Below are 22,323 nucleotides of genomic sequence, written 5' to 3'. Positions count from 1 at the left end.
AGTAGGGCCCTCCCGTCGTAACGGCGTTATTCCGGCGCTTACCAGTGAATTTACCTACGCTGAACCGTTTTAGTGACGGGTATCTGACGGCGTGTCGACACCGGCACCCGCGAACAATTGAGCGATATCCGCAGCGTCGAACAGGTAGCGCTGATTGCAGAACTGGCAGTCGATCTCGATGTTGCCACCGTGTTCAACGACCAGGTTCTGCGCATCTTCCAGTCCCAGACTGACCAGAGCATTGGCCGAACGTTCGCGCGAGCAGCTGCAGCGGAAGCGCAGTTTCTGTACGTCAAACAAGCGAACCTGCTCTTCGTGGTAAAGACGATGCAGCACGGTTTCGTTGTCCAGGCTGAGCAATTCATCGGCAGTCAGGGTGCCGCCTAATGCCGTGATGTGCTGCCAGCTTGCGGCGCGATCTTCTTCATCCTTCAAGCGATCAGCCGGCAGTTGCTGCAATAGCAGGCCACGCGAGCGACGACCGTCGGCATACAGCCAGAAACGCGTGCCTACTTGCTGCGACATGACGAAATAATTGGTGAAGCACTCGGATAGCGTTTCGCCGTCCAGATCCACGATGCCCTGATAACGCTGGCCTTGAGTGGGATCGATGGTGAGCGCCAGAACGCCATTGGGCATCAGGTCGGCCAGAGTTGCATCGGCGGCGATTTGATCTGCCTCATAGCGCGCGAGGCCACGAATTTCGCGCTCACTGCTGCACTCGATCATCAACAATGGAATCGGGCCGTCTGAACGAGCCTGCAAAATAAGCAACCCGTCGAACTTCAACGTACCGACCAGCAAGGATGCTGCGGCCATGAGTTCGCCCAGCAATTGCGCGACCGGCTCGGGGTACGGGTGCTTGGCGAGGACTTCGGCGTAACTGCGCTCCAACGAAACCAGCTCGCCGCGGGTGTCGCTGTCATCGAAGATGAAGCGTTGGGTGTAGTCGGAATCCGTTAGATCGGTCATAGGTCTGGGTATCTGAAGTAATGACAAGATGATTTCAAACAGTAGAAATTGCGCCAATTTGGCACCATCGGGTGCGCACTGTTCAGCCATGGGAGGCATTTTATGAACAATCCCGGTTTGTTCCAAGCAAGGTGGAACGTGCACCGGTGGCGCAATGCAATGCCGTGGCATTGGCAATGCGGGCAGTCTGTTTATGGTTCACGGGCCAGATGTTGTGTGTGATTTTCGACGAGTGGCTGTTCAACCAAGCCTTGTTGCCACGCGCCATTACCCGATATGGCTGCACATGCTGGCAATTACAAGTCCGCGTCCCCTTGAGATTCGCAGCCTTTGGAGCCATTTACACCGTGCGCATCCTATGTAGGAGCTGCCGCAGGCTGCGATCTTTTGCTGCCTGTCTTATATCCATGAGTATCGGCAAGCCTCACTCGTCGCTGCTGTTCCCACGAAATTTAAACAGATCTCTACGTTGCTTCTTGCTCGGTTTGCCGTCCGTGCTCACTCCCAGCGATCCAGCCTTGCGCATGGCGGCGGCAGCTTCGCGCTTGGCGACACTGGCTTCGGTCTCGGCATACAGCGTCTGAGCCTCCGGCGCGCCACGGCGCACGATAGACAAGGCCTGGACGACCACCGTACGTTCCTCGAAACCCATCCGGATCTGAAACTCATCGCCGACCCTCGGCTCCTTGCCCGGTTTGCAGCGATCACCCCGGCAATGCACCTTGCCACTTTCAATAGCTGCCTTGGCCAAGGCACGTGTTTTGTAAAAACGCGCCGCCCATAACCACTTGTCGAGACGGACCTTGTCGTCCTCTTCCTGTTTTTGTGTCACTGGAATTCCTCTTTTAGCCCATAGTCGGAACTGTACTACCGTTTCTGTCGGGCGCAACAATCGCGCCCTCAAGATAGAATGTGATCAAGGCCGACTCACCGGCATGGAGTGATCAAATGACTGTATTTCCGTCTTCATTGACCTCGCCTAAAGCAGGTTGCCAGGGCTGCCAGCAAAGCGAACCACTGGGCTTTGATTTTGCTTTCGCTTATCAACCGATCGTGGACATTCGCGACCGTTCAATATTTGCCAATGAAGCACTAGTGCGCGGGACTGCCGGAGAAGGTGCATTCTCAGTGCTCGATCAGGTCACGGACGAAAACCGCTACCGCTTCGACCAGCTCTGCCGAATCCGCGCCATTGAAGGCGCGGCGACGTTAAATATGCAGACACACTTGTCGATCAACTTCATGCCCAGTGCCGTGTACCGTCCAGAACTGTGTATTCGCAGCACGCTGGAAGCGGCGAAAAAATACGATTTCCCGGTTGAACGACTGATTTTCGAAACCCTCGAAAGTGATCACGTAGATAACTATCGCCATTTGACTAATATTCTGCGTGAATACCGCGAATTCGGCTTCAAGACCGCCATCGATGACTTCGGGGCGGGCTATTCGGGGCTCAATCTGCTGGCAGATTTCCAACCGGACCTGATCAAGATCGACATGGCGCTCATACGCGATATCGACCGCGATCGTGTTCGTCAGGCCATCGTCCGGGGGATTGTCACAATGTGTGCGGAACTGAACGTTACAGTGATCGCCGAAGGTATCGAAAGCGCTGGTGAACGGGATTTCCTGGCGGACTGTGGAATTTTTCTGATGCAAGGTTACTGGTTTGCCAAACCTGCATTCAAAGCGCTGGCCCAGGTACAACCTGAAGCCTGGGCGCGTTAACCGCCGGTTCTATCCTATTGAAGACATTTGACCATTTGACCGTTGTCGGTCTGCGCGAGTGGGTGGCGCTTCCTGATCTGGGAGTCGCGGGCCTGCGAGCCAAGATCGACACGGGTGCCAGTACGTCCAGTTTGCACGCCACCGACATTGAACCGTTCGAGCGCGACGGTGAGCGGTGGGTTCGTTTTACGGCACACCTGGGCACCGTTGTGCAGCTGCGTCATCGCCGCTGCGAAGCACCGCTGGTGACGCGCAAAACCATTAAAAGCTCCAACGGCCATGCGCAGATGCGTTACGTGGTCAGCACCACCCTGGCCCTCGGTGATCGGGTCTGGCGGGTCGAGTTCACCCTTGCCTGCCGCAAATCCATGCGATATCGCCTGCTACTAGGCTCCAAAGCCCTGATCGACGGCCAGTTGGTGGTCAATCCGGGTATCAAATACGTACAAGACAAGCCGGTGTTCCCGGTATCTACCCTCTCCACAGGTGTTGCATGAAGATCGCTGTGCTGTCGCGGAATCCGCGTCTGTATTCCACCCGTCGTCTGGTCGAAGCCGGTACCGAGCGTGGACATGAAATGGTGGTGATCGACACCTTGCGCGCCTATATGAACATCGCCAGCCACAAGCCGCAGATCCACTATCGCGGCAAACCGCTGGAAGGTTTCGACGCGGTGATCCCGCGGATCGGTGCGTCGGTGACGTTTTACGGCTGCGCGGTGCTGCGCCAGTTTGAAATGATGGGGGTGTTTCCACTGAACGAATCGGTGGCCATCGCCCGCTCCCGGGACAAACTGCGCTCGCTGCAATTGCTCTCGCGTCGCGGAATCGGTTTACCGGTGACAGGTTTTGCGCACTCCCCTGACGACATTCCGGATTTGATTGCCATGGTCAACGGCGCGCCGTTGGTAATCAAAGTACTCGAAGGGACGCAGGGGATTGGTGTAGTGCTATGTGAAACTGCGACTGCGGCGGAGTCAGTGATCGAGGCGTTCATGGGCCTCAAGCAAAACATCATGGTTCAGGAATACATCAAGGAGGCGGGTGGCGCTGACATTCGCTGTTTTGTGGTCGGCGACAAGGTCATCGCTGCGATGAAACGTCAGGCCAAGCCTGGGGAGTTTCGCTCCAATCTGCATCGCGGCGGGAGTGCTAGCCTGATCAAAATCACCCCCGAAGAACGCATGACTGCATTACGCGCGGCGAAGGTGATGGGGTTGGCCGTGGCGGGTGTGGATATCTTGCGCTCCAATCACGGACCGTTGGTGATGGAAGTGAATTCTTCACCGGGACTGGAGGGGATCGAGACCACCACCGGCAAGAATGTGGCGGGGATCATTATCGAGCATCTCGAGAAGAATGGCGGGCCGAACATGACCCGGACCAAGGGCAAGGGATAAAGGCAGCTAAAAGCGGCAAGCTTCAAGCGACAAGTTAAAAGCAGTCCGGAGCGTTCATCGGATTGGCTTTTCTCTGAAGCTTGAAGCTCGCAGCTGCTTCTATACCGCATCCCGTGGCAACATCAACCCAAGCGGCAAGCGCACCCGCGCTTCCAGACCACCGCCGGCGCGGTTGCGCAGTTCAACGTTGCCACCGTGCATCGAAGCAATTCGCTTCACGATCGCCAGGCCCAGCCCGGTCCCCTTGCCACCACGGGCACGATCGCCCCGGGTAAAGGGGTTGAAAATCGCCTCAAGTTCCGATGGATCAATCCCCGCCCCGCGGTCCATGACGCTCAACACCACGTACGGCGCGTTAACATCGCCGGACACATACGCCGCCACTTCAACCCCGGTACCGGCATGATTCAAGGCATTGCCGATCAAGTTGTTGAGCAGCCGCTTCATCGACACCCGGCGCAGCGGAAATGGCTGAATCGGCTCCAGGCGTAACTGCACTTTTTGTTCATTCTGGTTATACGGCGCAGCCACTTCGCGCACCAGCTCGGTCAGATCGACCTCTTCCACGGACTCATCGCGCCCATCGCGAATAAACGCCAGAAACTGATCGAGAATCGCGTCCATGTCTTCGATGTCGCGAACCATGTCGTCCGACAGGTCACTGTGGTCACCCATAAGCTCCAGTGACAGGCGCAACCGCGTGAGCGGCGTGCGCAGATCGTGAGACACCCCGGCCAGCATAAGCTCGCGCTCCCGGCCAGCCTGCTCGACGTCTTCGGCCATCTGGTTGAAAGCGCGATAAACCTCGGTCATTTCGCTGGGCGTATCGCTGATTGGCAGTCGCACGCTACGGCCCTGGCCAAGCTGTCTGGCCGCGTAAACCAGCCGCTTCAAAGGCTGATTGAGCTGACTGACGAAGATCCAGGCCGATGCGGTAGAGAGCAAGCCGATGGCGAGAAACCAGCCAAGCACGTTCCATATTTTCTGGCCACGCAGAGGATGCGGATACAGCGGCACCTTCAGCCAGCCATCGCCCAGGCTTGGAGCCCGCACCCACAGCGCCGGCGGCGAATGCATGCGCAAGCGCACTTCGGTGTCGGCGCCCAACTCAGCCTGCATCTGTCGCTGGTAAATTTCACTGTAGGGCCAATGTTGTTCGCCCGCCGGCACACCTGTGCCAACCACCCTGATCAGGGTCGCAGCTTCGGCAATCTTGTCGCGATTGTTTTCATCCGCGGCCCAATAGGCGCGCAGCGTCAGTGCGACGCCGTGGCTGTACTGGCGGTCCACCAGCACATCTTCGTTCATCAACAGATAAACCAGGGTCAACGCCTTGGAGAACAAGACGACGATAAGCACCAGCCACAAGGTGCGGGAGAAAAAACTCTGGGGGAACCAAACGGGGGTTTTCATGAATAATCGCTACACACTTGCAGGAGCGAGCGATGCTCGCACATTGCGGATCGCGAGTCTGCGGACATGGAAGCCCGCAAGCCCGCTCCTACAAATCGCCGATCACTTGCTGGGGGCGCCATCCGGGACGAACACGTAACCCACGCCCCAGACAGTCTGGATGTAGCGCGGTTTGGATGGATCAGGTTCGATCATCCGACGCAGGCGGGAAATCTGCACGTCGATGGAGCGCTCCAGGGCGTCCCACTCGCGACCACGGGCCAGGTTCATCAGTTTGTCGCGAGTCAACGGCTGACGCGCGTTCATCACCAATGCCTTGAGCACGGCGAACTCGCCGGTGGTGAGCATGTGCACTTCATCGCCGCGCTTGAGTTCGCGGGTTGCCAGCGACAGCTCGTAATCACCGAAGGTCACGCTTTCATCTTCGCTGCCCGGCGCGCCCGGCACCGGTGCCGACTGACGACGCAGGACCGCCTTGACGCGCGCCATCAGCTCGTCCGGGTTGAACGGCTTGGCCAGGTAATCGTCGGCGCCCAGTTCCAGGCCCTTGATACGGCTCAGCTCATCACCCTTGGCGGTGAGCATGATGATCGGAATCTGGTTGTTCGCACCGCGCAGGCGGCGGCAGGCGGTCAGACCGTCTTCACCGGGCAGCATCAGGTCGAGGACGACCAGGTTGAACACTTCACGCGCGAGCAGGCGGTCCATTTGTTCCGTGTTCGGGACGGCGCGGGCGCGATAGCCCTTGCTGACGAAAAAGCGTTCCAGCAGGCTGCTGAGCCCTGGATCGTCGTCAACGATGAGAATTTTTTCGCCTTCAGCAGTGTTTGCAGTGCTGCTCATTAGATGCTCCTTTGATCTCGGCGCGCATTATGGCGTAGCTGCCGTTATACGCACCGTGTGCATTGTTAGCAGATTTTTCCTCAATCGCCAGGAAACTCGGCATTGTGCCTACAGCCCGTGATGCCCCCGAAGGAACATAACGCTGGTTATAATGCGCGGCCTTTTGTGTCAGGCAACGTCTGATTTCTGCTGCGACCGCCGCTTCTTATTTTTACGGCGCCGGCAGTAAATGTTCGATTTCACGGGTCAACGGGATGCCTGTTGATCCAGGTAGCGGCGCCGGCCAGGCCGCTCAACCAGACTCGCCGGGCCGTTATCCCTGTGCCCGCGAGCCTGCTTTCACAATTTGTCAGGTGGTTTTATGGACAGCATCAACAGCCGCATCGCCGAGGAACTCGGCGTACGCCCACAACAGGTCGAAGCGGCCGTCGCGCTACTCGATGAAGGCTCTACCGTTCCCTTCATCGCCCGTTACCGGAAGGAAGTGACCGGCAGTCTCGATGACATCCAGTTGCGACATCTGGAAGAGCGCCTGCGCTACCTGCGAGAACTCGACGAACGGCGCATCAGCATCCTTGCCAGCATTCAAGAGCAAGGCAAGCTGACCCCGCAACTCGAACGCGATATCAAACTCGCCGACACCAAGACCCGCCTCGAAGACTTGTACCTGCCGTACAAACAGAAGCGCCGCACCAAGGGCCAGATCGCCCTGGAAGCCGGCCTCGGTGACTTGGCCGACGGCCTGTTCAACGACCCGACCTTGTCTCCGGAAAGCGAAGCCGCGCGCTTCATCAATGCTGAAAAAGGCGTCGCCGATGTGAAGGCCGCCCTCGAAGGCGCCAAGTACATCCTGATGGAACGCTTCGCCGAAGACGCCGGCCTGCTGGACAAACTGCGCAGCTACCTCAAGCAGGAAGCCACCCTCAGTGCCCGTGTAATCGCCGGCAAGGAAGAGGAAGGCGCCAAATTCCGCGACTATTTCGAACACGACGAGCCGCTGAAAAGCATGCCGTCGCACCGCGCGCTGGCGATTTTCCGTGGCCGTAACGAAGGCATTCTCAGCTCTGCGCTGAAAGTCGGCGACGAACTGCCGGGCACCATGCACCCGTGCGAAGGCATGATCGGCCAGCAATTCGGCATCCAGAACCAGAACCGCGCCGCCGACAAATGGCTGGGCGAAGTGGTGCGCTGGACCTGGAAGGTGAAGCTCTATACGCATTTGGAAACCGATCTGCTGGGCGAACTGCGCGATGGTGCGGAAACCGAAGCAATCAACGTATTCGCGCACAACCTGCACGACTTGCTGCTGTCGGCCCCGGCCGGCCCGCGCGCAACGTTGGGTCTCGACCCGGGCCTGCGTACTGGCTGCAAGGTCGCGGTGGTCGATTCCACCGGCAAGCTGCTGGATCACGCCACGGTTTACCCGCACGTGCCGCACAACAAATGGGACCAGACCATCGCGATCCTCGCAGCCCTGTGTGCCAAGCACGCGGTGGACCTGATCGCCATCGGCAACGGCACCGCCAGCCGCGAAACCGACAAACTGGCCGCTGAGCTGATCAAAAAATACCCAGCCATGAAGATGACCAAAGTCATGGTCTCCGAGGCTGGGGCATCGGTTTACTCGGCGTCGGAACTGGCTTCCAAGGAATTCCCGGACCTCGACGTGTCGATCCGTGGCGCGGTGTCGATTGCCCGTCGCTTGCAGGATCCGCTGGCCGAACTGGTGAAGATCGATCCGAAATCCATCGGTGTCGGCCAGTACCAGCATGACGTGTCGCAGCTGAAACTGGCCCGTGGCCTGGACGCCGTGGTCGAGGACTGCGTAAACGCCGTGGGCGTGGACGTGAACACCGCGTCCGTGGCGCTGCTGGCCCGCATTTCCGGCCTCAACGCGACACTGGCGCAGAACATCGTCAGCCATCGCGATGAACATGGCGCATTCAAAACCCGCGCTGCATTGAAAAAAGTCGCGCGTCTGGGCGAAAAAACCTTCGAACAGGCCGCTGGTTTCCTGCGCGTCATGAACGGCGACAATCCGCTGGACTCGTCGGCGGTTCACCCGGAAGCCTATCCGCTGGTGCAGCGTATTGCGGCTGAAACCGACCGTGATATCCGCTCGCTGATCGGCGACGCGGCGTTTCTCAAGCGCCTCGATCCGAAGAAGTACACCGACGAAACTTTCGGCCTGCCGACGGTTACCGACATCCTTCAAGAGCTGGAAAAGCCCGGTCGAGATCCGCGTCCGGAGTTCAAGACTGCCGAGTTCCAGGAGGGCGTCGAAGAGCTCAAGGACTTGCAGCCGGGGATGATTCTTGAAGGCGTGGTGACCAACGTGACCAACTTCGGCGCTTTCGTCGACATCGGCGTGCATCAGGACGGTTTAGTGCATATCTCTGCGCTTTCGGAGAAGTTCATCAAGGACCCTCGCGAAGCGGTGAAAGCGGGCGACGTGGTAAAAGTGAAGGTGATGGAAGTCGACATCCCGCGTAAACGCGTAGGCCTGTCGATGCGCATGAGCGATACGCCGGGCGAAAAAATCGATGGCGCCCGTGGTGCACGTCCGGGGTCGGCGCCACGCCAGTCGCAGAACACCGCGCCGCGCAAGGAAACCGCAACGGCGGCGCCGGCCAACAACGCCATGGCTTCGCTGTTCGCCAACGCCAAACAGTTGAAGAAACGCTGATGAACATTCCTGCCGGTCTGACTGAAAGCGCCTATTTCAAGCTGCTGGGCTGTCGCTTGCACAGCCTGGAAACCGGGGTGGCGCAAGTCGCTCTGGAGTTGACGCCTGAACTGCGCAATCGTGGTGGCAAGTTGCATGGCGGGGCATTGTTCAGTCTGGTGGACATCGCCATGGGGCTGGCCTGTTCCAGCTCCCACGGCTTTGACCAGCAAAGCGCGACCATCGAATGCAAGATCAACTACATTCGCGCCGTTTCAGACGGTGAAGTGATCTGCACGGCGCGGGTGATTCACCCGGGTCGGCGCACGCTGGTGGTGGAAGCCGAGGTGATGCAGGGCGAAAAACTTGTCGCAAAAGCACAAGGCACGTTCGCGGTCCTGTAGCGAGATGCCATGGATTTGGGTTAATTTCGACGCTGTGACCGCAGTGCCGAGATTGCCTGTGTGAAGTGACTGTGGTGAGGGGGCTCGCCCCCGTTCGAGTGCGTAGCACTTGCAAAATTTACCAGAGATTTTGGGGCTGCTTCGCGGCCCAACGGGGGCAAGCCCCCTCGCCACAGGTCGCTCCTGCCGGGCTGGCGGTGGTCAGTGCAAAAACCAGGCGAAAACGCCAGTTTTAACTTCACCCTTGTAGACCGTCTTGCCCACCCCCATATTGGGGCGACTGACGCGTGAAGGAATCCAACTTGAGCGAACTTCTCAACCGCCGCCTGGCTCTGCTCGGCGAGCGCGCTAACCTCTCTCTGCTCGAGCAGTGTCTTCACGGTATAGAACGTGAATGCCTGCGCGTAACCGGCGAAGGTCGCCTGGCGCAAACGCCGCACCCGGAAGAACTGGGTTCCGCGCTGACCAACGAACAAATCACCACCGACTATTCCGAGTCGCTGCTGGAGTTCATCACGCCCGCCCTGCCCGACCCGGCAGACACGCTGGCGAGCCTGGACAAGATTCACCGCTTTGCCTACAGCAAACTCGGCAGCGAGTACCTGTGGAGTCCATCGATGCCATGTCCCTTGCCGGCCGAGGCAGACATCCCGATCGCCTATTACGGCACCTCCAACATCGGTCAGCTCAAGTATGTGTATCGCAAGGGCCTGGCCCTGCGCTACGGCAAGACCATGCAGTGCATCGCCGGCATTCACTACAACTTTTCCCTGCCGGAAAAGCTCTGGCCGCTGCTCAAGGAATCCGAAGGGTTTGTCGGTACCGACCGCGATTATCAGTCGTCGGCCTACATCGCCCTGATCCGTAATTTCCGTCGCTACAGCTGGCTGCTGATGTATCTGTTCGGTGCATCACCGGCGCTCGATGCCGGATTCCTGCGCGGACGTTCGCACCAGCTGGAGCAACTCGACCCGGACACCTTGTACCTGCCATACGCAACTAGCCTGCGCATGAGCGATCTGGGTTACCAAGGCAACGCCCAGGCCGGCTTGACTCCGTGCTACAACGATCTGACCAGTTACACCGACAGCCTGCGCAAAGCGGTGGCGACGCCGTATGCGCCGTACGTTGAAATCGGTACGCATCAGGACGGTGAGTGGGTTCAGCTCAACACCAACATCCTGCAGATCGAAAACGAGTACTACTCCAACATTCGTCCCAAGCGCGTCACTTACACCGGCGAGCGGCCGATTCAGGCGTTGTCGTCCCGTGGCATTCAATACGTCGAAGTGCGATGCCTGGACATCAACCCGTTTCTGCCGATGGGCATCGATCTCACCGAATCGCGATTCCTCGATGCGTTTCTGCTGTATTGCGCGCTGAACGACAGCCCGCTGTTGACCAATGACTCCTGTGGCAATGCGACTTCGAACTTCCTCAACGTGGTCAAGGAAGGCCGTCGTCCGGGCTTGCAGTTGCAACGCGACGGCCAACCGGTCGACTTGAAAGACTGGGCCGCTGAACTGTTAGAGCAAATCGCCCCGCTCGCTGCCCTGCTGGATCAAAGCCATGGCGGCGAGGACCACAGCAAGGCCTTGGATGCGCAGCTGGCCAAGGTCAGAGACCCTTCACTGACGCCGTCGGCTTTAGTGCTCGCGGCCATGGCGGAACACAAGGAGAGCTTCAGCCAGTTCTCCCTGCGCCAGAGCCAGGCGCATGCGGAGTTTTTCCGCAGCGAGCCTTTGGGTGCTGCAGATCAGGCGAAATTTGAAGAGCGAGCGCGTTCGTCACTGGCTGAGCAAGTGGAGCTTGAGCGCAACGAAGTAGGCGATTTCGATGTGTTTGTCGGGTCTTACCAGGCGAGCATTTTAGCAATCAGTAACTAGCGTTGGCGGTCTTGCCGGCCTCAATCGCCAGCAAGCCGGCTCCTACGGATTCCGAGATGACGCAACTCCCCCATCTTGTACAAAACTGTAGGAGCTGGCTTGCCAGCGCTGGCGACTCAACCTGCGCCAAACCAGAACCTGGGCAGGTCTGAACAATTCTTACCCGTGGCACCACACAATTATTTTCCCCACTAAGCTAATGCTAAAAAGTTATTTATTTTAGTATTCTTAGATCATTTAGTCTCCTCTCACGCCGACTCTCGGCCGCCTGATGAGGAGCTTCCCGATGAAACTGCACTTCCCCCTTCGCGCCCAGTTCATTACTCACTGATCGGAAGCACATCGCGATGGCTTTGCTACAGCTGGAGCGCATCAGCGCACAGTACCCCGGCAGCCCGGAGCCGGTGCTGGCGGATATTTCCCTGAGCCTGGGGCCCCGGCAGTTGCTGGTCGCCCCTCGGTCCGTCCGGCAGTGGCAAGACTTCGCTGTTGAACCTGATCGCCGGTTTTGTCCCGCCCAGCGCCGGGCGCATCAGCCTTGACGGCGGCGCTGGCGCAGTGGGAACAAGCGCGGCGGAAAAACCCACCGTTGTCGCACCCGGTGATTCGCACGCATCCGGTGAGCGGGCGGCGGTCGCTGTTTGTCAGCGAAGGGTTTACCTCGAAGATCAATGAGCTGTCGGAAACCGAAAGCGAAGCGCTGCTGAAGTTTTTGTTCGCCCATGCAACACGACCGGAATTCACTGTCCGATGGCGCTGGCAGAAGGATGACGTGGCGTTCTGGGATAACCGCGTCACCCAGCATTACGCGGTTGATGACTACCGGCCAGCGCGACGGGTGATGCAGCGGGCGACGGTATTGGGGGATGTGCCTTTCTTTCGGTAATCCAGAGATTTCATGCTGAATGATAGTGCCGCTTCGCGAGCAGGCTCGCTCCCACATTCGACCGAGTTTCTATTTGAAAACGCGACTAATGTGGGAGCGAGCCTGCTCGCGAAGCGGTGTGATTTGGCGCCGGCTTATTCCGCTGTTGAAGGCTTCTCCCACAAATTGATCCCGCCCTCTTGGGCGAACCGATCAATTTCCGCCAGTTCCTCAGCGCTAAAGCTCAAATTCTTCAACGCCCCGACATTCTCGATAATCTGCTCCGGCCGGCTCGCCCCGATCAGCGCTGACGTCACACGTGGGTCGCGCAGGGTCCAAGCCAACGCCAGTTGCGCCAGGCTCTGCCCACGGCGCTTGGCGATTTCATTGAGCCCGCGCACATGCGCGATGTTAGCTTGCGACAAGTGCGATTCCTGCAACGAACCACCGCCGGGACGGTTGACCCGCGCATCCTTCGGAATGCCATTGAGGTATTTGTCGGTCAACAAACCCTGCGCCAGCGGCGTGAACGCGATCACCCCGGTGCCCAGTTCTTCGGTCGTGTCCAGCAGGTCTTTTTCTACCCATCGGTTGAGCAGGTTGTACGCCGGTTGATGGATCAGCAACGGCACTTTCCACTCCTTCAACAACGCCGCCATCTCGCGGGTTTTAACCCCTGAATACGATGAGATGCCGATGTACAACGCCTTGCCCTGCTGCACCGCAGTGGCCAATGCGCTGGCGGTCTCTTCCAGCGGCGTGTCCGGGTCGAAGCGGTGCGAGTAAAAGATGTCCACGTAGTCCAGACCCAGACGCTGGAGGCTCTGGTCGAGGCTGGCCAAGACATATTTGCGCGACCCGCCGCCCTGGCCGTAAGGACCTGGCCACATGTCCCAACCGGCCTTGCTGGAGATGATCAATTCGTCGCGGTATTGCTTGAAGTCTTCACGCAGCAACCGGCCGAAATTGATCTCGGCACTGCCGTACGGGGGGCCATAATTGTTGGCAAGATCGAAGTGATTGATACCCAGGTCGAACGCCGTGCGTAGCAGCGCACGCTGGGTGTCGATCGGCGTGCTGTCGCCAAAGTTGTGCCACAGACCCAGTGACAGTGCCGGGAGCACCAGGCCACTGCGTCCAACGCGGCGGTAGGGGATGGAATCGTAGCGATTTTCGGCAGCGGTGTAGGTCATCGAATCCTCTCTTGTCTGTCTCGGATCTGGTATCGATTGCTTCGCAAGTTGCCCAGCATACGCCCAGACAAAGGCCAGAAAACCCCCGGGTCGATTATTTGCTGAAACGTTTCACAATTCTCTCGTCGTCAACTCACACAACGCTGCAGCCGCCAAAAAGCCGGACGATGAGCTGTAGCGCCGGACCGATGGCTCTCTCCTGCATTCATTGGATCGAGTAAACATGCGAATCTGCACCTCGCCCCGATACAGCAGAGGATGAACGCAATGACTCAGCACACTCCTAAGGTCGCGATCGTGACTGGCGGGGTCGGATTCGGCGTGGGTCAACGGGCAGATTCTGCGGGTGAATGGCGGGCTGGTTTGACTATGCTCAGTTGAAACTGCGGTGCCGCTTTCGCGAGCAGGCTCGCTCCCACAAAGGCCGGTTCGCTGCCGCCCTGGGAGCGTGCCTGTCACGATAGCGGCCTCGAAGGAAATACATTTTCAAACAGGGCGAAAAGCACCATGCACACCACCATCATCATCTTCTTCGGCCTGATCCTGCTCGCCCTGATGCTGTTCATCGGCGAGAAAATCGGCTTCAGCCGCCAGACGCTGACCTACAGCTTCATCATCCTGTGGCTGGCCCTGACGATGATCAATGGTGCCATCGGCGTGGTCACGGCCGGCCAGTCCGTGACCAGGGAAATGGTGGTCGGCAGCATCGTGTTTGGCCTGCCGGTAGCGGCCCTGGTGCTGTTCATGGTGGTGAGCAGCACCACCTGAGCGCCACCGGCACGGCGTCAACGCACCAAATGCAGGAACTGCATGTGCCGCTCGTACTGATCGAGGATGTCGTTGATCACCTGCTCCTTGGTATATCCCACCAGATCGTAGTCCTGGCTGCCCTCGCTCAAATGCACTTCGGCGCGGTAATAACGGCGGTTGTTGAGCTGCTTGGAACCCATGCCGCCGCGGGCGAAGGACGGCGTGAAGTAGCCGCGCATCTGCACTTGGTAGATGAACGGATGCTGCTCGCCGTGACCGATTTCCAGGCTGACGCTGTCGTTCGCCGGATCAGGCTGCGCGACCACGTTCAGACCCTTCTCGACGAACACCGCCGTGACCTCTTCAATCGCCGGGCGCACCGTCGTTTCAAGGAAGCGGTAAACCTCATCCCTCGATGGGAAATGCACCGCCTGACTCAAACGCTGACGCCAGCCGCCGCGACGTGATCCGGAGACCGGCGCCAGGGAATGCATCTGGGCGATCTGCTTTTGCGACTCCAGGTAGAACGCCTTGTGCAGCCCCCACATCATCAACAGCAAGATCATCGAGAACGGCAGCGACGTCAGGACCACGGCAGACTTCAGCGCATCGATACTGCCGGAAAACAGCAGTGCGCTGGTCACCAGTGCGGTCATCGCGCCCCAGAACACCCGCAGCCATTTAGGCCCGTCTTCATCCGGATTACCGCCCTTGGCTGACAGCGTCGACAACACCACGGTGCCGGAGTCGGCCGAGGTGACGAAGAACACGAAGCTGATGAACACCGTGACCGCAATCACGGTTTTGCTCCACGGGTAGGTTTCCAGTAACAGGTAGAGCGTCATTGACGGGTTGTCGATGGCCGACATGCCCAGCGCGCTCATGCCGTGGTTGAGCACCTGGTCGATGGCGCTGTTACCGAAGATCGACATCCACGCCAAGGTGAAGCCGAGCGGGATCAACAACACGCCGAAGACAAATTCGCGGATGGTGCGGCCGCGGGAAATCCGCGCGATGAACAGGCCCACGAATGGCGACCATGCGATCCACCAGGCCCAGTAGAACACGGTCCAACCACCCAGCCAGTCGCTCGGTTTATCGTAGGCGTAAAGGTCGAAACTCTTCATCGGCAAAGCGCCGAGGTAGTCGCCGATGTTCTGGATAAGGGTGTTGAGCAAGTGCTGCGTGGGGCCGGCGAACAGCACGAACAGCAGAAGCGCACAGGCCAGCAGCATGTTGATGTCGGACATCACCCGCACGCCTTTATCGACGCCGGAGACCGCGACGATAATTGCCGCGCCCATCATCAACGTGATCAGGCCGACCTGAATCCACTGGGTGTGAGCGATGCCAAACAGGTAATCGAGACCGGAATTGAGGTGCAACACGCCAAAACCCATGTCCGCGCCGAGGCCGAACACCGTGGCGATGATGCCGAAGCCGTCCACTGCGTAACCGATCGGGCCGTTGATGCGCTTGCCGATCAGCGGATACAGCGCCGAACGCAGGGCCAGCGGGAGGTTGTGACGATAAGCGAAATACGCCAGCGCCATGCCGACAAACGCGAAGACGCCCCAACCGTGCAGGCCCCAGTGCAGAAACAGGATCTGCATCGCCTGGCGCGCTGCATCCGCAGTGCCGGCTTCACCTTGCGGCGGTTGCGACAGGTGCGTCAGTGGCTCGGACACGCAAAAGAAGAACAGCGTGATGCTGATCCCGGCGGCGAACAGCATGCCGGCCCAGGACAGATAGCTGAATTCGGGTTCGTCGTGGTCGGCACCGAGCTTGATCTTGCCGTAGCCGGACAAGGCGGTGACCACCACGAAGACCAGATAAAGCGTCATCGCGAGCATGTAATACCAGCCGACCGTGTTGGCCGCCCAGTTCTGCGCTTCCAGTAACCAGGCGCCGGCTTGTTCAGGCATGGCGATAACAACAATGCCGAACAGCAGAATGAAGGTCGCCGCAAAATAGAACACCGGCGGATTCATGCGGACCTGACCGCTCGGCGGGAGAGACGAAGTACTCATGAAACAGGCACCTCGAGGGGATGAAACAGGGCAATCGGTAACGGACTCGGCAAGGGCAAGCCTCCTGTTGTGAACGGGCAGCAAACCAATGGTTTAACTTGAATGAGCGTTCAATTTAAACATGGATAGGGGGCTAAGGACTAATGCCAGGGCTCGGCGGTAGCTTTACTACGCTAGCTCAAGGAAGGGTATGACGCGGGATTTGCGGGATTCGTTCAGATCTGTAGGAGCTGTCGAGTGAAACGAGGCTGCGATCTTTTGATCTTGCGTGTTGTATGAAGGTCAAAAGATCGCAGCCTCGTTTCACTCGACAGCTCCTACCAGTTCCATCCGGTTCCATCCGGTTCCATCCGGTTCTATCCGGTTCCTACGAGACCGAGGCCTTACTTCTGCGTCCCATCATCATGCTGCAGATTCGCCTGGGTCAGGTTGCAGCCCGCCGGCACACTGCGCGTGAGCCAGACGTTGCCGCCAATGGTCGAACCTTTGCCAATCGTGATACGCCCGAGAATCGTCGCGCCAGCGTAGATCACCACATCATCCTCGACAATCGGATGCCGCGGATGACCCTTCTGCAATTGCCCGTCTTCATCCGCCGGAAAGCGCTTGGCGCCCAGCGTCACGGCCTGATAAATCCGCACTCGCTCACCGATGATCGCCGTTTCGCCGATGACCACGCCCGTGCCGTGATCGATGAAGAAACTGCGGCCGATCTGCGCGCCGGGGTGAATGTCGATGCCGGTCGCCGAGTGGGCGATTTCGGCGCTGATCCGCGCCAGCAGCGGCAACCCGGCGCGATACAGATGGTGCGCCAGCCGGTGATGAATCACCGCCAGAATCCCTGGATAGCACAGCAACACTTCATCCACGCTGCGTGCCGCCGGGTCGCCGTGATAGGCCGCCAGCACATCGGTGTCCAGCAAACTACGCAACCCCGGCAAGGCCAGGGCGAAATTCTGAATGATCTGGATCGTTCTGGCCTCGACTTCGGTGTCCGCCTCGGCGCTGTGTCGGGCGGCGTAACGCAACTCGAGTCGCGCCTGGGCGAGCAATGCGTTCAAGGCGACGTCCAGCGTATGTCCTACGTAAAAATCTTCACTTTCTTCGCGCAAATCCACCGGCCCTAATCGCATCGGGAACAGCGCTCCGCAAAGGGCTTCAAGGATGTCCGCCATCGCCGCCCGCGACGGCAACTCGCGACCACCCTGCTCGCCGCTGACCCGACCGTTCTGCGCGCGCCACTGATCGCGCGCCGTGCGCAGCTGGCTGACGATGGTCTGCAATTGCCAATGGCTGGAACGTTCGCTCACGGTGGAAACTCCTCTCGGGCGGCCGGACTGTCTGACCGCGCTGACGGCGTTACTTTACGGCAAGCGCCGGAACGCGAATTAAGAACCGATTGTGCTGTGCTCAGTACTTTTGGCTATAAAGGCAGCACAGTTGCTCCGACGGATTGCCGTGCCTATAGTCCTTTCATCTTTCCCCGCCAGTACGGACCCATGATCAAACAACAGCTCGCCCGTTTCGACCGCCTCGATCTGCTTTCTCATCCCACTGCACTGGAAAAACTCGAACGTTTGTCAACGTGGCTGGGCCGTGATGTGTACATCAAACGCGATGATCTGACGCCGCTGGCCATGGGTGGCAACAAGCTGCGCAAACTCGAATACCTGGCCGCCGATGCGCTGGCACAAGGTGCAGACACGCTGATCACCGCCGGCGCGTTGCAATCCAACCACGTTCGCCAGACCGCCGCTTTGGCTGCCCGGCTCGGCCTTGCTTGTGTGGCGCTGCTGGAAAATCCGTTGGGTACCGATGACGTCAACTACGTCAGCAACGGCAATCGCCTGTTGCTGGATCTGTTCGATGCCAAGGTCGAATTGGTGGAAAACCTCGATAACGCCGATGAGCAACTGGAAGCATTGGCCGCGCGCCTGCGCAATAACGGCAAGAAGCCCTATCTGGTGCCGATCGGTGGCTCCAATGCGCTGGGCGCGCTGGGTTACGTGCGAGCCGGACTGGAATTGGCCGAGCAGATCAAAGACACCGGCCTGACATTTGCCGCCGTGGTGCTCGCCTCCGGTAGCGCCGGCACTCACAGCGGACTTGCCCTGGCCTTGAATGAAGCGCTGCCGGAGTTGCCGGTCATTGGTATCACCGTTTCCCGAAACGACGAAGACCAGCGGCCGAAGGTTCAGGGGCTGGCGGAACGCACCGCGCAATTACTCGGCGTGAGCCTGCCGGCCAACTTCAAAGTCGAACTGTGGGACGAGTATTTCGCCCCGCGCTATGGCGAGCCGAACGCCGGAACCCTCGCGGCGGTCAAACTGCTGGCGACGCAGGAAGGTCTTTTGCTGGACCCGGTGTACACCGGCAAAGCCATGGCCGGGATGCTCGACGGCATCGGACGCGGACGCTTTGATGACGGCCCGATCATCTTCCTGCACACCGGTGGGGCGCCGGCGTTGTTTGCCTATAAAAACTTTCTGTAGGCAATAGGCTGTGCCATGGGAATTAAATATTCGATTAGAGAATAACAAACAAGATATTCATTATTTTAGAATCTAACGGCAAACACCTTATAGTCGCGCCGCAGGCGAATTTGCAGCGAGACGCATACGCTGCTTTTAGGGCAGGATATCGCAGTCGTCCAAATCCCGTTTTTGCCAACTTTCCTAAAAGCGTCTTCATAAGAAAACACAGGGGCTTGTCATGAATTTTTCCGCACTACGTCGAAATCTGCTGGTGGGTTCGCTGGGTCTGGCACTCAGCGCAGGCCTGCTTGGGCAAGCGGTTGCCGGTGAGCAGCTGCAGAAAATCAAAGATGCTGGCGTGATCAGCGTTGGCCTGGAAGGTACCTACCCACCGTTCAGCTTCGTCGATGCCGACGGCAAGCTGTCCGGCTTCGAGGTCGAGTTCTCCGAGGCGCTGGCCAAAGAACTGGGTGTGAAGGTCAAACTGCAACCAACCAAATGGGACGGCATCCTCGCGGCGCTGGAATCCAAACGTCTGGACGCGGTGATCAACCAGGTGACCATCTCCGAAGAGCGCAAGAAGAAGTATGACTTCTCCGAGCCCTACACCGTCTCCGGGATTCAGGCGCTGGTTCTGACCAAGAACAAAGACACGATCAAGACTTCCGCCGATCTGGCTGGCAAGAAAGTCGGTGTGGGCCTGGGCACCAACTACGAGCAGTGGGTCAAAGCCAACGTGCCGACCGCTGACGTCCGTACCTATGAAGATGATCCGACCAAGTTCCAGGACCTTCGCGTTGGTCGCATCGACGCCATCCTGATCGATCGTCTCGCTGCACTGGAATATGCCAAGAAGGCCAAGGACACCACCGCTGCCGGCGAAGCGTTCTCCCGTCAGGAAGCCGGTGTGACACTGCGCAAAGGCGAGCCTGAGTTGCTGGCGGAAGTGAACAAGGCAATCGAGAAGCTGCGTGCCGACGGGACGTTGAAGAAGCTTTCGGAAAAATACTTCAGCGCTGACGTCACTCAATAATGGAAGAGGCTTTCCAACTCGCACTGGACTCCGCGCCCTTCCTTTTGAAGGGCGCGTATTACACAGTGGTCCTCAGCCTGGGCGGTATGTTCTTCGGGCTGTTGATGGGTTTCGGCCTGGCGTTGATGCGCCTGTCGCGCTTCAAACTGGTGAGCTGGATTGCGCGCATCTACGTGTCGTTCTTCCGCGGCACGCCGTTGCTGGTGCAACTGTTCGTGATCTATTACGGCTTGCCGCAACTGGGCATGGAACTTGATCCATTGCCCGCCGCCCTGATTGGCTTCTCGCTGAACATGGCAGCCTACGCCTGCGAAATCCTGCGGGCCGCGATCAGCTCCATCGAGCGTGGCCAGTGGGAAGCAGCGGCCAGCATCGGCATGACCCGAGCACAAACCTTGCGCCGGGCGATTCTGCCGCAAGCGATGCGCACGGCACTGCCGCCGTTGGGCAACAGCTTTATTTCGCTGGTCAAGGACACGGCGCTGGCCGCCACTATCCAGGTGCCGGAACTGTTCCGTCAGGCGCAACTGATCACCGCTCGCACTTTCGAAATTTTCACCATGTACCTTGCCGCCGCGCTGATCTACTGGATTCTGGCTACGGTGCTCTCGCACCTGCAGAACAAGTTGGAAGAGCGGGTCAACCGGCACGATCAGGAGTCCTGACCCAATGATTGTCGTGGAAAAACTGACAAAGCAGTTCAAGGGTCAAGTCGTGCTCAACGGCATCGATCTGGAGGTAAAGGAAGGCGAGGTGGTCGCAATCATTGGCCCTAGCGGTTCGGGCAAAACCACCTTCCTGCGCTGTCTGAATTTTCTTGAGGAGCCTACCAGCGGCCGGATCAAGGTCGGCGACATCGAGATCGATGGCAGCCGTCCGCTGAACCAGCAGCAAACCCTGGTGCGGCGCCTGCGCCAGCATGTGGGTTTCGTCTTCCAGAACTTCAATCTGTTCCCTCACCGCACCGCGCTGGAAAACGTCATCGAAGGCCCGATCGTGGTGAAAAAAATGGCCCCTGCGGACGCCATTGCCCTCGGCAAAAAGCTCTTGGCCCGGGTGGGTCTGGCGGGCAAGGAAGATGCCTACCCGCGACGCCTTTCAGGTGGTCAGCAACAGCGCGTGGCGATTGCCCGGGCGCTGGCGATGGAGCCTGAAGTGATCCTGTTCGATGAACCGACTTCCGCGCTTGATCCGGAGCTGGTGGGCGAGGTGCTGGCGACCATTCGCAGTCTGGCCGAGGAACGACGCACCATGGTCATCGTCACCCACGAAATGGGTTTTGCACGTGACGTGGCCAATCGGGTGGTGTTTTTTGATAAGGGCGTGATTGTTGAACAGGGTGAGGCGAAGGAGTTGTTTGCCAATCCGCAACAAGAACGGACCCAGCAATTCCTCAGTAAGTTTCTGGACAAATCTCATTACTGAGTTCATTCCCGGGCATTAACTTCCACGGATGGAAGCGTCTGTTGTTTTCTCTTCAATAATCCCTTCTTTGCAATACACTTCGCTCAAACACAACGAACTGACTCTGTAGACTCGCGCGGTACATATATATGTCCTGCGACAGTTTTGCTCGTATAAAATCAGACTGGTCCATAGCCCCCAAGCCGAAGAGCGCATTGCCTCATAAGCACGCATAGCCCGCGTTTTGCGGGCATGTTCGCCAGAACGATGGGGCGATTTAACCGCAGCATGTAGGAATTTTCTGATTAACACCGGATATCCTGCGCAACTTAATCCAACCATTGACAACTAATAAGCCGACCTTCTATCTATTCAACTTCACATGCCACTCGCAGTACTCAGCCGTTATTTAAAGAGTTACAAACCGTTCGTTACGTTGCAGTTCTTACTGATCTTCAGAAACGGACTTCGCCGCAAGACTTCAAGGACAGACACCATGAAAAACAATTCGAACACTACCGTACTTTCGGCACCGATCGTGGCGCAATCGCATAAAAGCGGTATCAACATCAACTCAGCGGCGTTCCTGCTGATTGATGTGCCGCCTTACGCCGGCATGGATGCAGGCGACCTGATCGAATTGTTCTGGGATGACTGCTACGTAGCCTCAAAAGTGATCGAAGCAGTTGAGATCGGCAACACCATCGCACTGCGGGTACCGGAAAGCTTCATCACCAATGGCGCTTCACGGATTCATTACCGGCTGATGCAGGTCGGCCAGGGAGCCGCGCAGTCGCCGACCACGCGGGTCGAGGTCAAACTCGATTGCCCCGGTGGCCAGGCCACAACTATATACGGCGACGAAAACCAGAGTCTGGCGCCCGTGCATATCCCCGAGACCATTCGCCGCAAAGGCGTCAATCCCAACCAGATCAAGCGTGGCGTACCCCTGACCATCGAGCCCTACCTGAACATGGCCGTCGACGACGAGATCACCTTGCGCTGGGGCGACGTGCGCATGGACTTGCCCAAGCTCACCGCCGGTGAGGTGGGCCAGCCCATACAAGTCTGGGTGCCGCCCGCGATCATCCTTGAGGCAGGCGAAGACCTGCGCCTCGAAGTAACCTATTGCATCCTCGACCGGGTGGGGAACAATTCCCGCTGGGCACCGGCACGCACGCTGAAAACTGGCTGTGCCAACCCTTACCTCAAGGTTCGGCCAACGGAACTGCTCATGGCTGCAGAACCGCGCGATCGGTGAACG

The 22,323-nt window shown here is 58.5% G+C and carries 19 protein-coding genes and 2 pseudogenes; 14 read left to right on the top strand and 7 right to left on the bottom strand.

Going from position 1 to position 22,323, the window contains the following annotated elements; all coding sequences use genetic code 11:
- Positions 1-69 precede the first annotated feature (69 nt).
- Positions 70-972: an Hsp33 family molecular chaperone HslO gene (gene hslO / locus F8N12_RS22195; RefSeq protein WP_150582299.1), complete on the bottom strand. Its 903-nt coding sequence runs from the start codon at positions 970-972 to the stop codon at positions 70-72.
- Positions 973-1,396: 424 nt separating this feature from the next.
- Positions 1,397-1,804: an RNA-binding S4 domain-containing protein gene (locus F8N12_RS22185; protein ID WP_150582298.1), complete on the bottom strand. Its 408-nt coding sequence runs from the start codon at positions 1,802-1,804 to the stop codon at positions 1,397-1,399.
- Between the two features lie 116 nt (positions 1,805-1,920).
- Between F8N12_RS22185 and F8N12_RS22180 the strand changes: the two genes are divergently transcribed.
- From F8N12_RS22180 to rimK, 3 genes are read left to right on the top strand one after another with little or no spacing between them, the layout of a single operon-like run.
- A complete protein-coding gene (locus F8N12_RS22180) occupies positions 1,921-2,700 on the top strand; it encodes an EAL domain-containing protein (protein WP_150582297.1) in 780 nt (259 codons plus the stop codon).
- Between the two features lie 35 nt (positions 2,701-2,735).
- Positions 2,736-3,197 carry an ATP-dependent zinc protease gene (locus F8N12_RS22175; protein ID WP_191623208.1) on the top strand — a complete coding sequence of 154 codons (462 nt, stop codon included), beginning with the start codon at positions 2,736-2,738 and terminating at the stop codon, positions 3,195-3,197.
- Positions 3,194-4,099 (top strand): 30S ribosomal protein S6--L-glutamate ligase, encoded by a 906-nt coding sequence (gene rimK, locus F8N12_RS22170; protein WP_121731683.1) that lies wholly within the window; start codon positions 3,194-3,196, stop codon positions 4,097-4,099. The genes F8N12_RS22175 and rimK overlap by 4 nt, the downstream gene beginning before the upstream one ends.
- Positions 4,100-4,198: 99 nt before the next feature.
- Here rimK and F8N12_RS22165 read toward each other — a convergent pair whose 3' ends face one another.
- Entirely contained in the window at positions 4,199-5,512 is a 1,314-nt protein-coding gene (locus F8N12_RS22165) for an ATP-binding protein (protein ID WP_150582295.1), read from the bottom strand.
- Between the two features lie 102 nt (positions 5,513-5,614).
- The gene (gene ompR / locus F8N12_RS22160; protein ID WP_150582294.1) at positions 5,615-6,355 is read right to left on the bottom strand and encodes a two-component system response regulator OmpR; all 741 of its coding nucleotides are present in this window, start codon (positions 6,353-6,355) and stop codon (positions 5,615-5,617) included.
- A 361-nt stretch (positions 6,356-6,716) separates the two neighbouring features.
- On the opposite strand from ompR, the gene F8N12_RS22155 reads away from it, so the two are divergent.
- From F8N12_RS22155 to F8N12_RS22130, 5 genes and pseudogenes are all read left to right on the top strand, one after another.
- Positions 6,717-9,041: a Tex family protein gene (locus F8N12_RS22155; RefSeq protein WP_150582293.1), complete on the top strand. Its 2,325-nt coding sequence runs from the start codon at positions 6,717-6,719 to the stop codon at positions 9,039-9,041.
- On the top strand, positions 9,041-9,424 hold the full coding sequence (locus F8N12_RS22150; protein WP_150582292.1) for a PaaI family thioesterase: 384 nt from the start codon (positions 9,041-9,043) through the stop codon (positions 9,422-9,424). The genes F8N12_RS22155 and F8N12_RS22150 overlap by 1 nt, the downstream gene beginning before the upstream one ends.
- A 302-nt stretch (positions 9,425-9,726) precedes the next feature.
- On the top strand, positions 9,727-11,310 hold the full coding sequence (gene gshA, locus F8N12_RS22140) for a glutamate--cysteine ligase (protein ID WP_150582291.1): 1,584 nt from the start codon (positions 9,727-9,729) through the stop codon (positions 11,308-11,310).
- Between the two features lie 347 nt (positions 11,311-11,657).
- Positions 11,658-11,856 (top strand): annotated as a pseudogene (locus F8N12_RS22135) (ATP-binding cassette domain-containing protein); the annotation flags it as partial.
- Positions 11,855-12,196 (top strand): annotated as a pseudogene (locus F8N12_RS22130) (TauD/TfdA family dioxygenase); the annotation flags it as partial. The pseudogenes F8N12_RS22135 and F8N12_RS22130, both read left to right, overlap by 2 nt.
- A gap of 134 nt (positions 12,197-12,330) precedes the next feature.
- Here F8N12_RS22130 and mgrA read toward each other — a convergent pair.
- Positions 12,331-13,368 carry an L-glyceraldehyde 3-phosphate reductase gene (gene mgrA, locus F8N12_RS22125; protein ID WP_150582290.1) on the bottom strand — a complete coding sequence of 346 codons (1,038 nt, stop codon included), beginning with the start codon at positions 13,366-13,368 and terminating at the stop codon, positions 12,331-12,333.
- A 507-nt stretch (positions 13,369-13,875) separates the two neighbouring features.
- On the opposite strand from mgrA, the gene F8N12_RS22115 reads away from it, so the two are divergent.
- Complete coding sequence (locus tag F8N12_RS22115; protein ID WP_150582289.1) at positions 13,876-14,136, top strand: hypothetical protein; 261 nt, start codon at positions 13,876-13,878, stop codon at positions 14,134-14,136.
- A gap of 17 nt (positions 14,137-14,153) precedes the next feature.
- Here the strand turns inward: F8N12_RS22115 and betT are convergent, their stop codons facing one another.
- Both betT and epsC read right to left on the bottom strand, forming a co-directional pair.
- The gene (gene betT / locus F8N12_RS22110; protein WP_191623207.1) at positions 14,154-16,109 is read right to left on the bottom strand and encodes a choline transporter BetT; all 1,956 of its coding nucleotides are present in this window, start codon (positions 16,107-16,109) and stop codon (positions 14,154-14,156) included.
- Positions 16,110-16,531: 422 nt separating this feature from the next.
- Positions 16,532-17,458 carry a serine O-acetyltransferase EpsC gene (gene epsC, locus F8N12_RS22105; RefSeq protein WP_150582287.1) on the bottom strand — a complete coding sequence of 309 codons (927 nt, stop codon included), beginning with the start codon at positions 17,456-17,458 and terminating at the stop codon, positions 16,532-16,534.
- Positions 17,459-17,647: 189 nt separating this feature from the next.
- Between epsC and F8N12_RS22100 the strand changes: the two genes are divergently transcribed.
- From F8N12_RS22100 to F8N12_RS22080, 5 genes are all read left to right on the top strand, one after another.
- Entirely contained in the window at positions 17,648-18,640 is a 993-nt protein-coding gene (locus tag F8N12_RS22100) for a D-cysteine desulfhydrase (RefSeq protein ID WP_150582286.1), read from the top strand.
- A gap of 220 nt (positions 18,641-18,860) precedes the next feature.
- Complete coding sequence (gene tcyJ, locus F8N12_RS22095) at positions 18,861-19,655, top strand: cystine ABC transporter substrate-binding protein (RefSeq protein WP_150582285.1); 795 nt, start codon at positions 18,861-18,863, stop codon at positions 19,653-19,655.
- Positions 19,655-20,320, top strand: a complete 666-nt coding sequence (tcyL, locus tag F8N12_RS22090; protein ID WP_150582284.1) for a cystine ABC transporter permease — start codon at positions 19,655-19,657, stop codon at positions 20,318-20,320. The genes tcyJ and tcyL overlap by 1 nt, the downstream gene beginning before the upstream one ends.
- A 4-nt stretch (positions 20,321-20,324) precedes the next feature.
- A complete protein-coding gene (gene tcyN, locus F8N12_RS22085; protein WP_150582283.1) occupies positions 20,325-21,080 on the top strand; it encodes an L-cystine ABC transporter ATP-binding protein TcyN in 756 nt (251 codons plus the stop codon).
- Between the two features lie 475 nt (positions 21,081-21,555).
- Complete coding sequence (locus F8N12_RS22080) at positions 21,556-22,320, top strand: hypothetical protein (protein WP_150582282.1); 765 nt, start codon at positions 21,556-21,558, stop codon at positions 22,318-22,320.
- Positions 22,321-22,323 lie beyond the last annotated feature (3 nt).

It is taken from the genome of Pseudomonas fluorescens, assembly GCF_902497625.1.
Lineage (GTDB): Bacteria > Pseudomonadota > Gammaproteobacteria > Pseudomonadales > Pseudomonadaceae > Aquipseudomonas > Aquipseudomonas fluorescens_BQ.
The sequence above is the reverse complement of the archived record's forward strand: the minus strand, read 5'-3'. Positions and strand labels throughout refer to the sequence as shown.

Coding starts and splice junctions, on each gene's coding strand:
- hslO (WP_150582299.1), bottom strand. CDS start 972: ATGACCGATCTAACGGATTCCGACTACACCCAACGCTTCATCTTCGAT.
- F8N12_RS22180 (WP_150582297.1), top strand. CDS start 1,921: ATGACTGTATTTCCGTCTTCATTGACCTCGCCTAAAGCAGGTTGCCAG.
- rimK (WP_121731683.1), top strand. CDS start 3,194: ATGAAGATCGCTGTGCTGTCGCGGAATCCGCGTCTGTATTCCACCCGT.
- F8N12_RS22165 (WP_150582295.1), bottom strand. CDS start 5,512: ATGAAAACCCCCGTTTGGTTCCCCCAGAGTTTTTTCTCCCGCACCTTG.
- ompR (WP_150582294.1), bottom strand. CDS start 6,355: ATGAGCAGCACTGCAAACACTGCTGAAGGCGAAAAAATTCTCATCGTT.
- F8N12_RS22155 (WP_150582293.1), top strand. CDS start 6,717: ATGGACAGCATCAACAGCCGCATCGCCGAGGAACTCGGCGTACGCCCA.
- F8N12_RS22150 (WP_150582292.1), top strand. CDS start 9,041: ATGAACATTCCTGCCGGTCTGACTGAAAGCGCCTATTTCAAGCTGCTG.
- mgrA (WP_150582290.1), bottom strand. CDS start 13,368: ATGACCTACACCGCTGCCGAAAATCGCTACGATTCCATCCCCTACCGC.
- F8N12_RS22115 (WP_150582289.1), top strand. CDS start 13,876: ATGCACACCACCATCATCATCTTCTTCGGCCTGATCCTGCTCGCCCTG.
- betT (WP_191623207.1), bottom strand. CDS start 16,109: ATGAATCCGCCGGTGTTCTATTTTGCGGCGACCTTCATTCTGCTGTTC.
- F8N12_RS22100 (WP_150582286.1), top strand. CDS start 17,648: ATGATCAAACAACAGCTCGCCCGTTTCGACCGCCTCGATCTGCTTTCT.
- tcyJ (WP_150582285.1), top strand. CDS start 18,861: ATGAATTTTTCCGCACTACGTCGAAATCTGCTGGTGGGTTCGCTGGGT.
- tcyL (WP_150582284.1), top strand. CDS start 19,655: ATGGAAGAGGCTTTCCAACTCGCACTGGACTCCGCGCCCTTCCTTTTG.
- tcyN (WP_150582283.1), top strand. CDS start 20,325: ATGATTGTCGTGGAAAAACTGACAAAGCAGTTCAAGGGTCAAGTCGTG.
- F8N12_RS22080 (WP_150582282.1), top strand. CDS start 21,556: ATGAAAAACAATTCGAACACTACCGTACTTTCGGCACCGATCGTGGCG.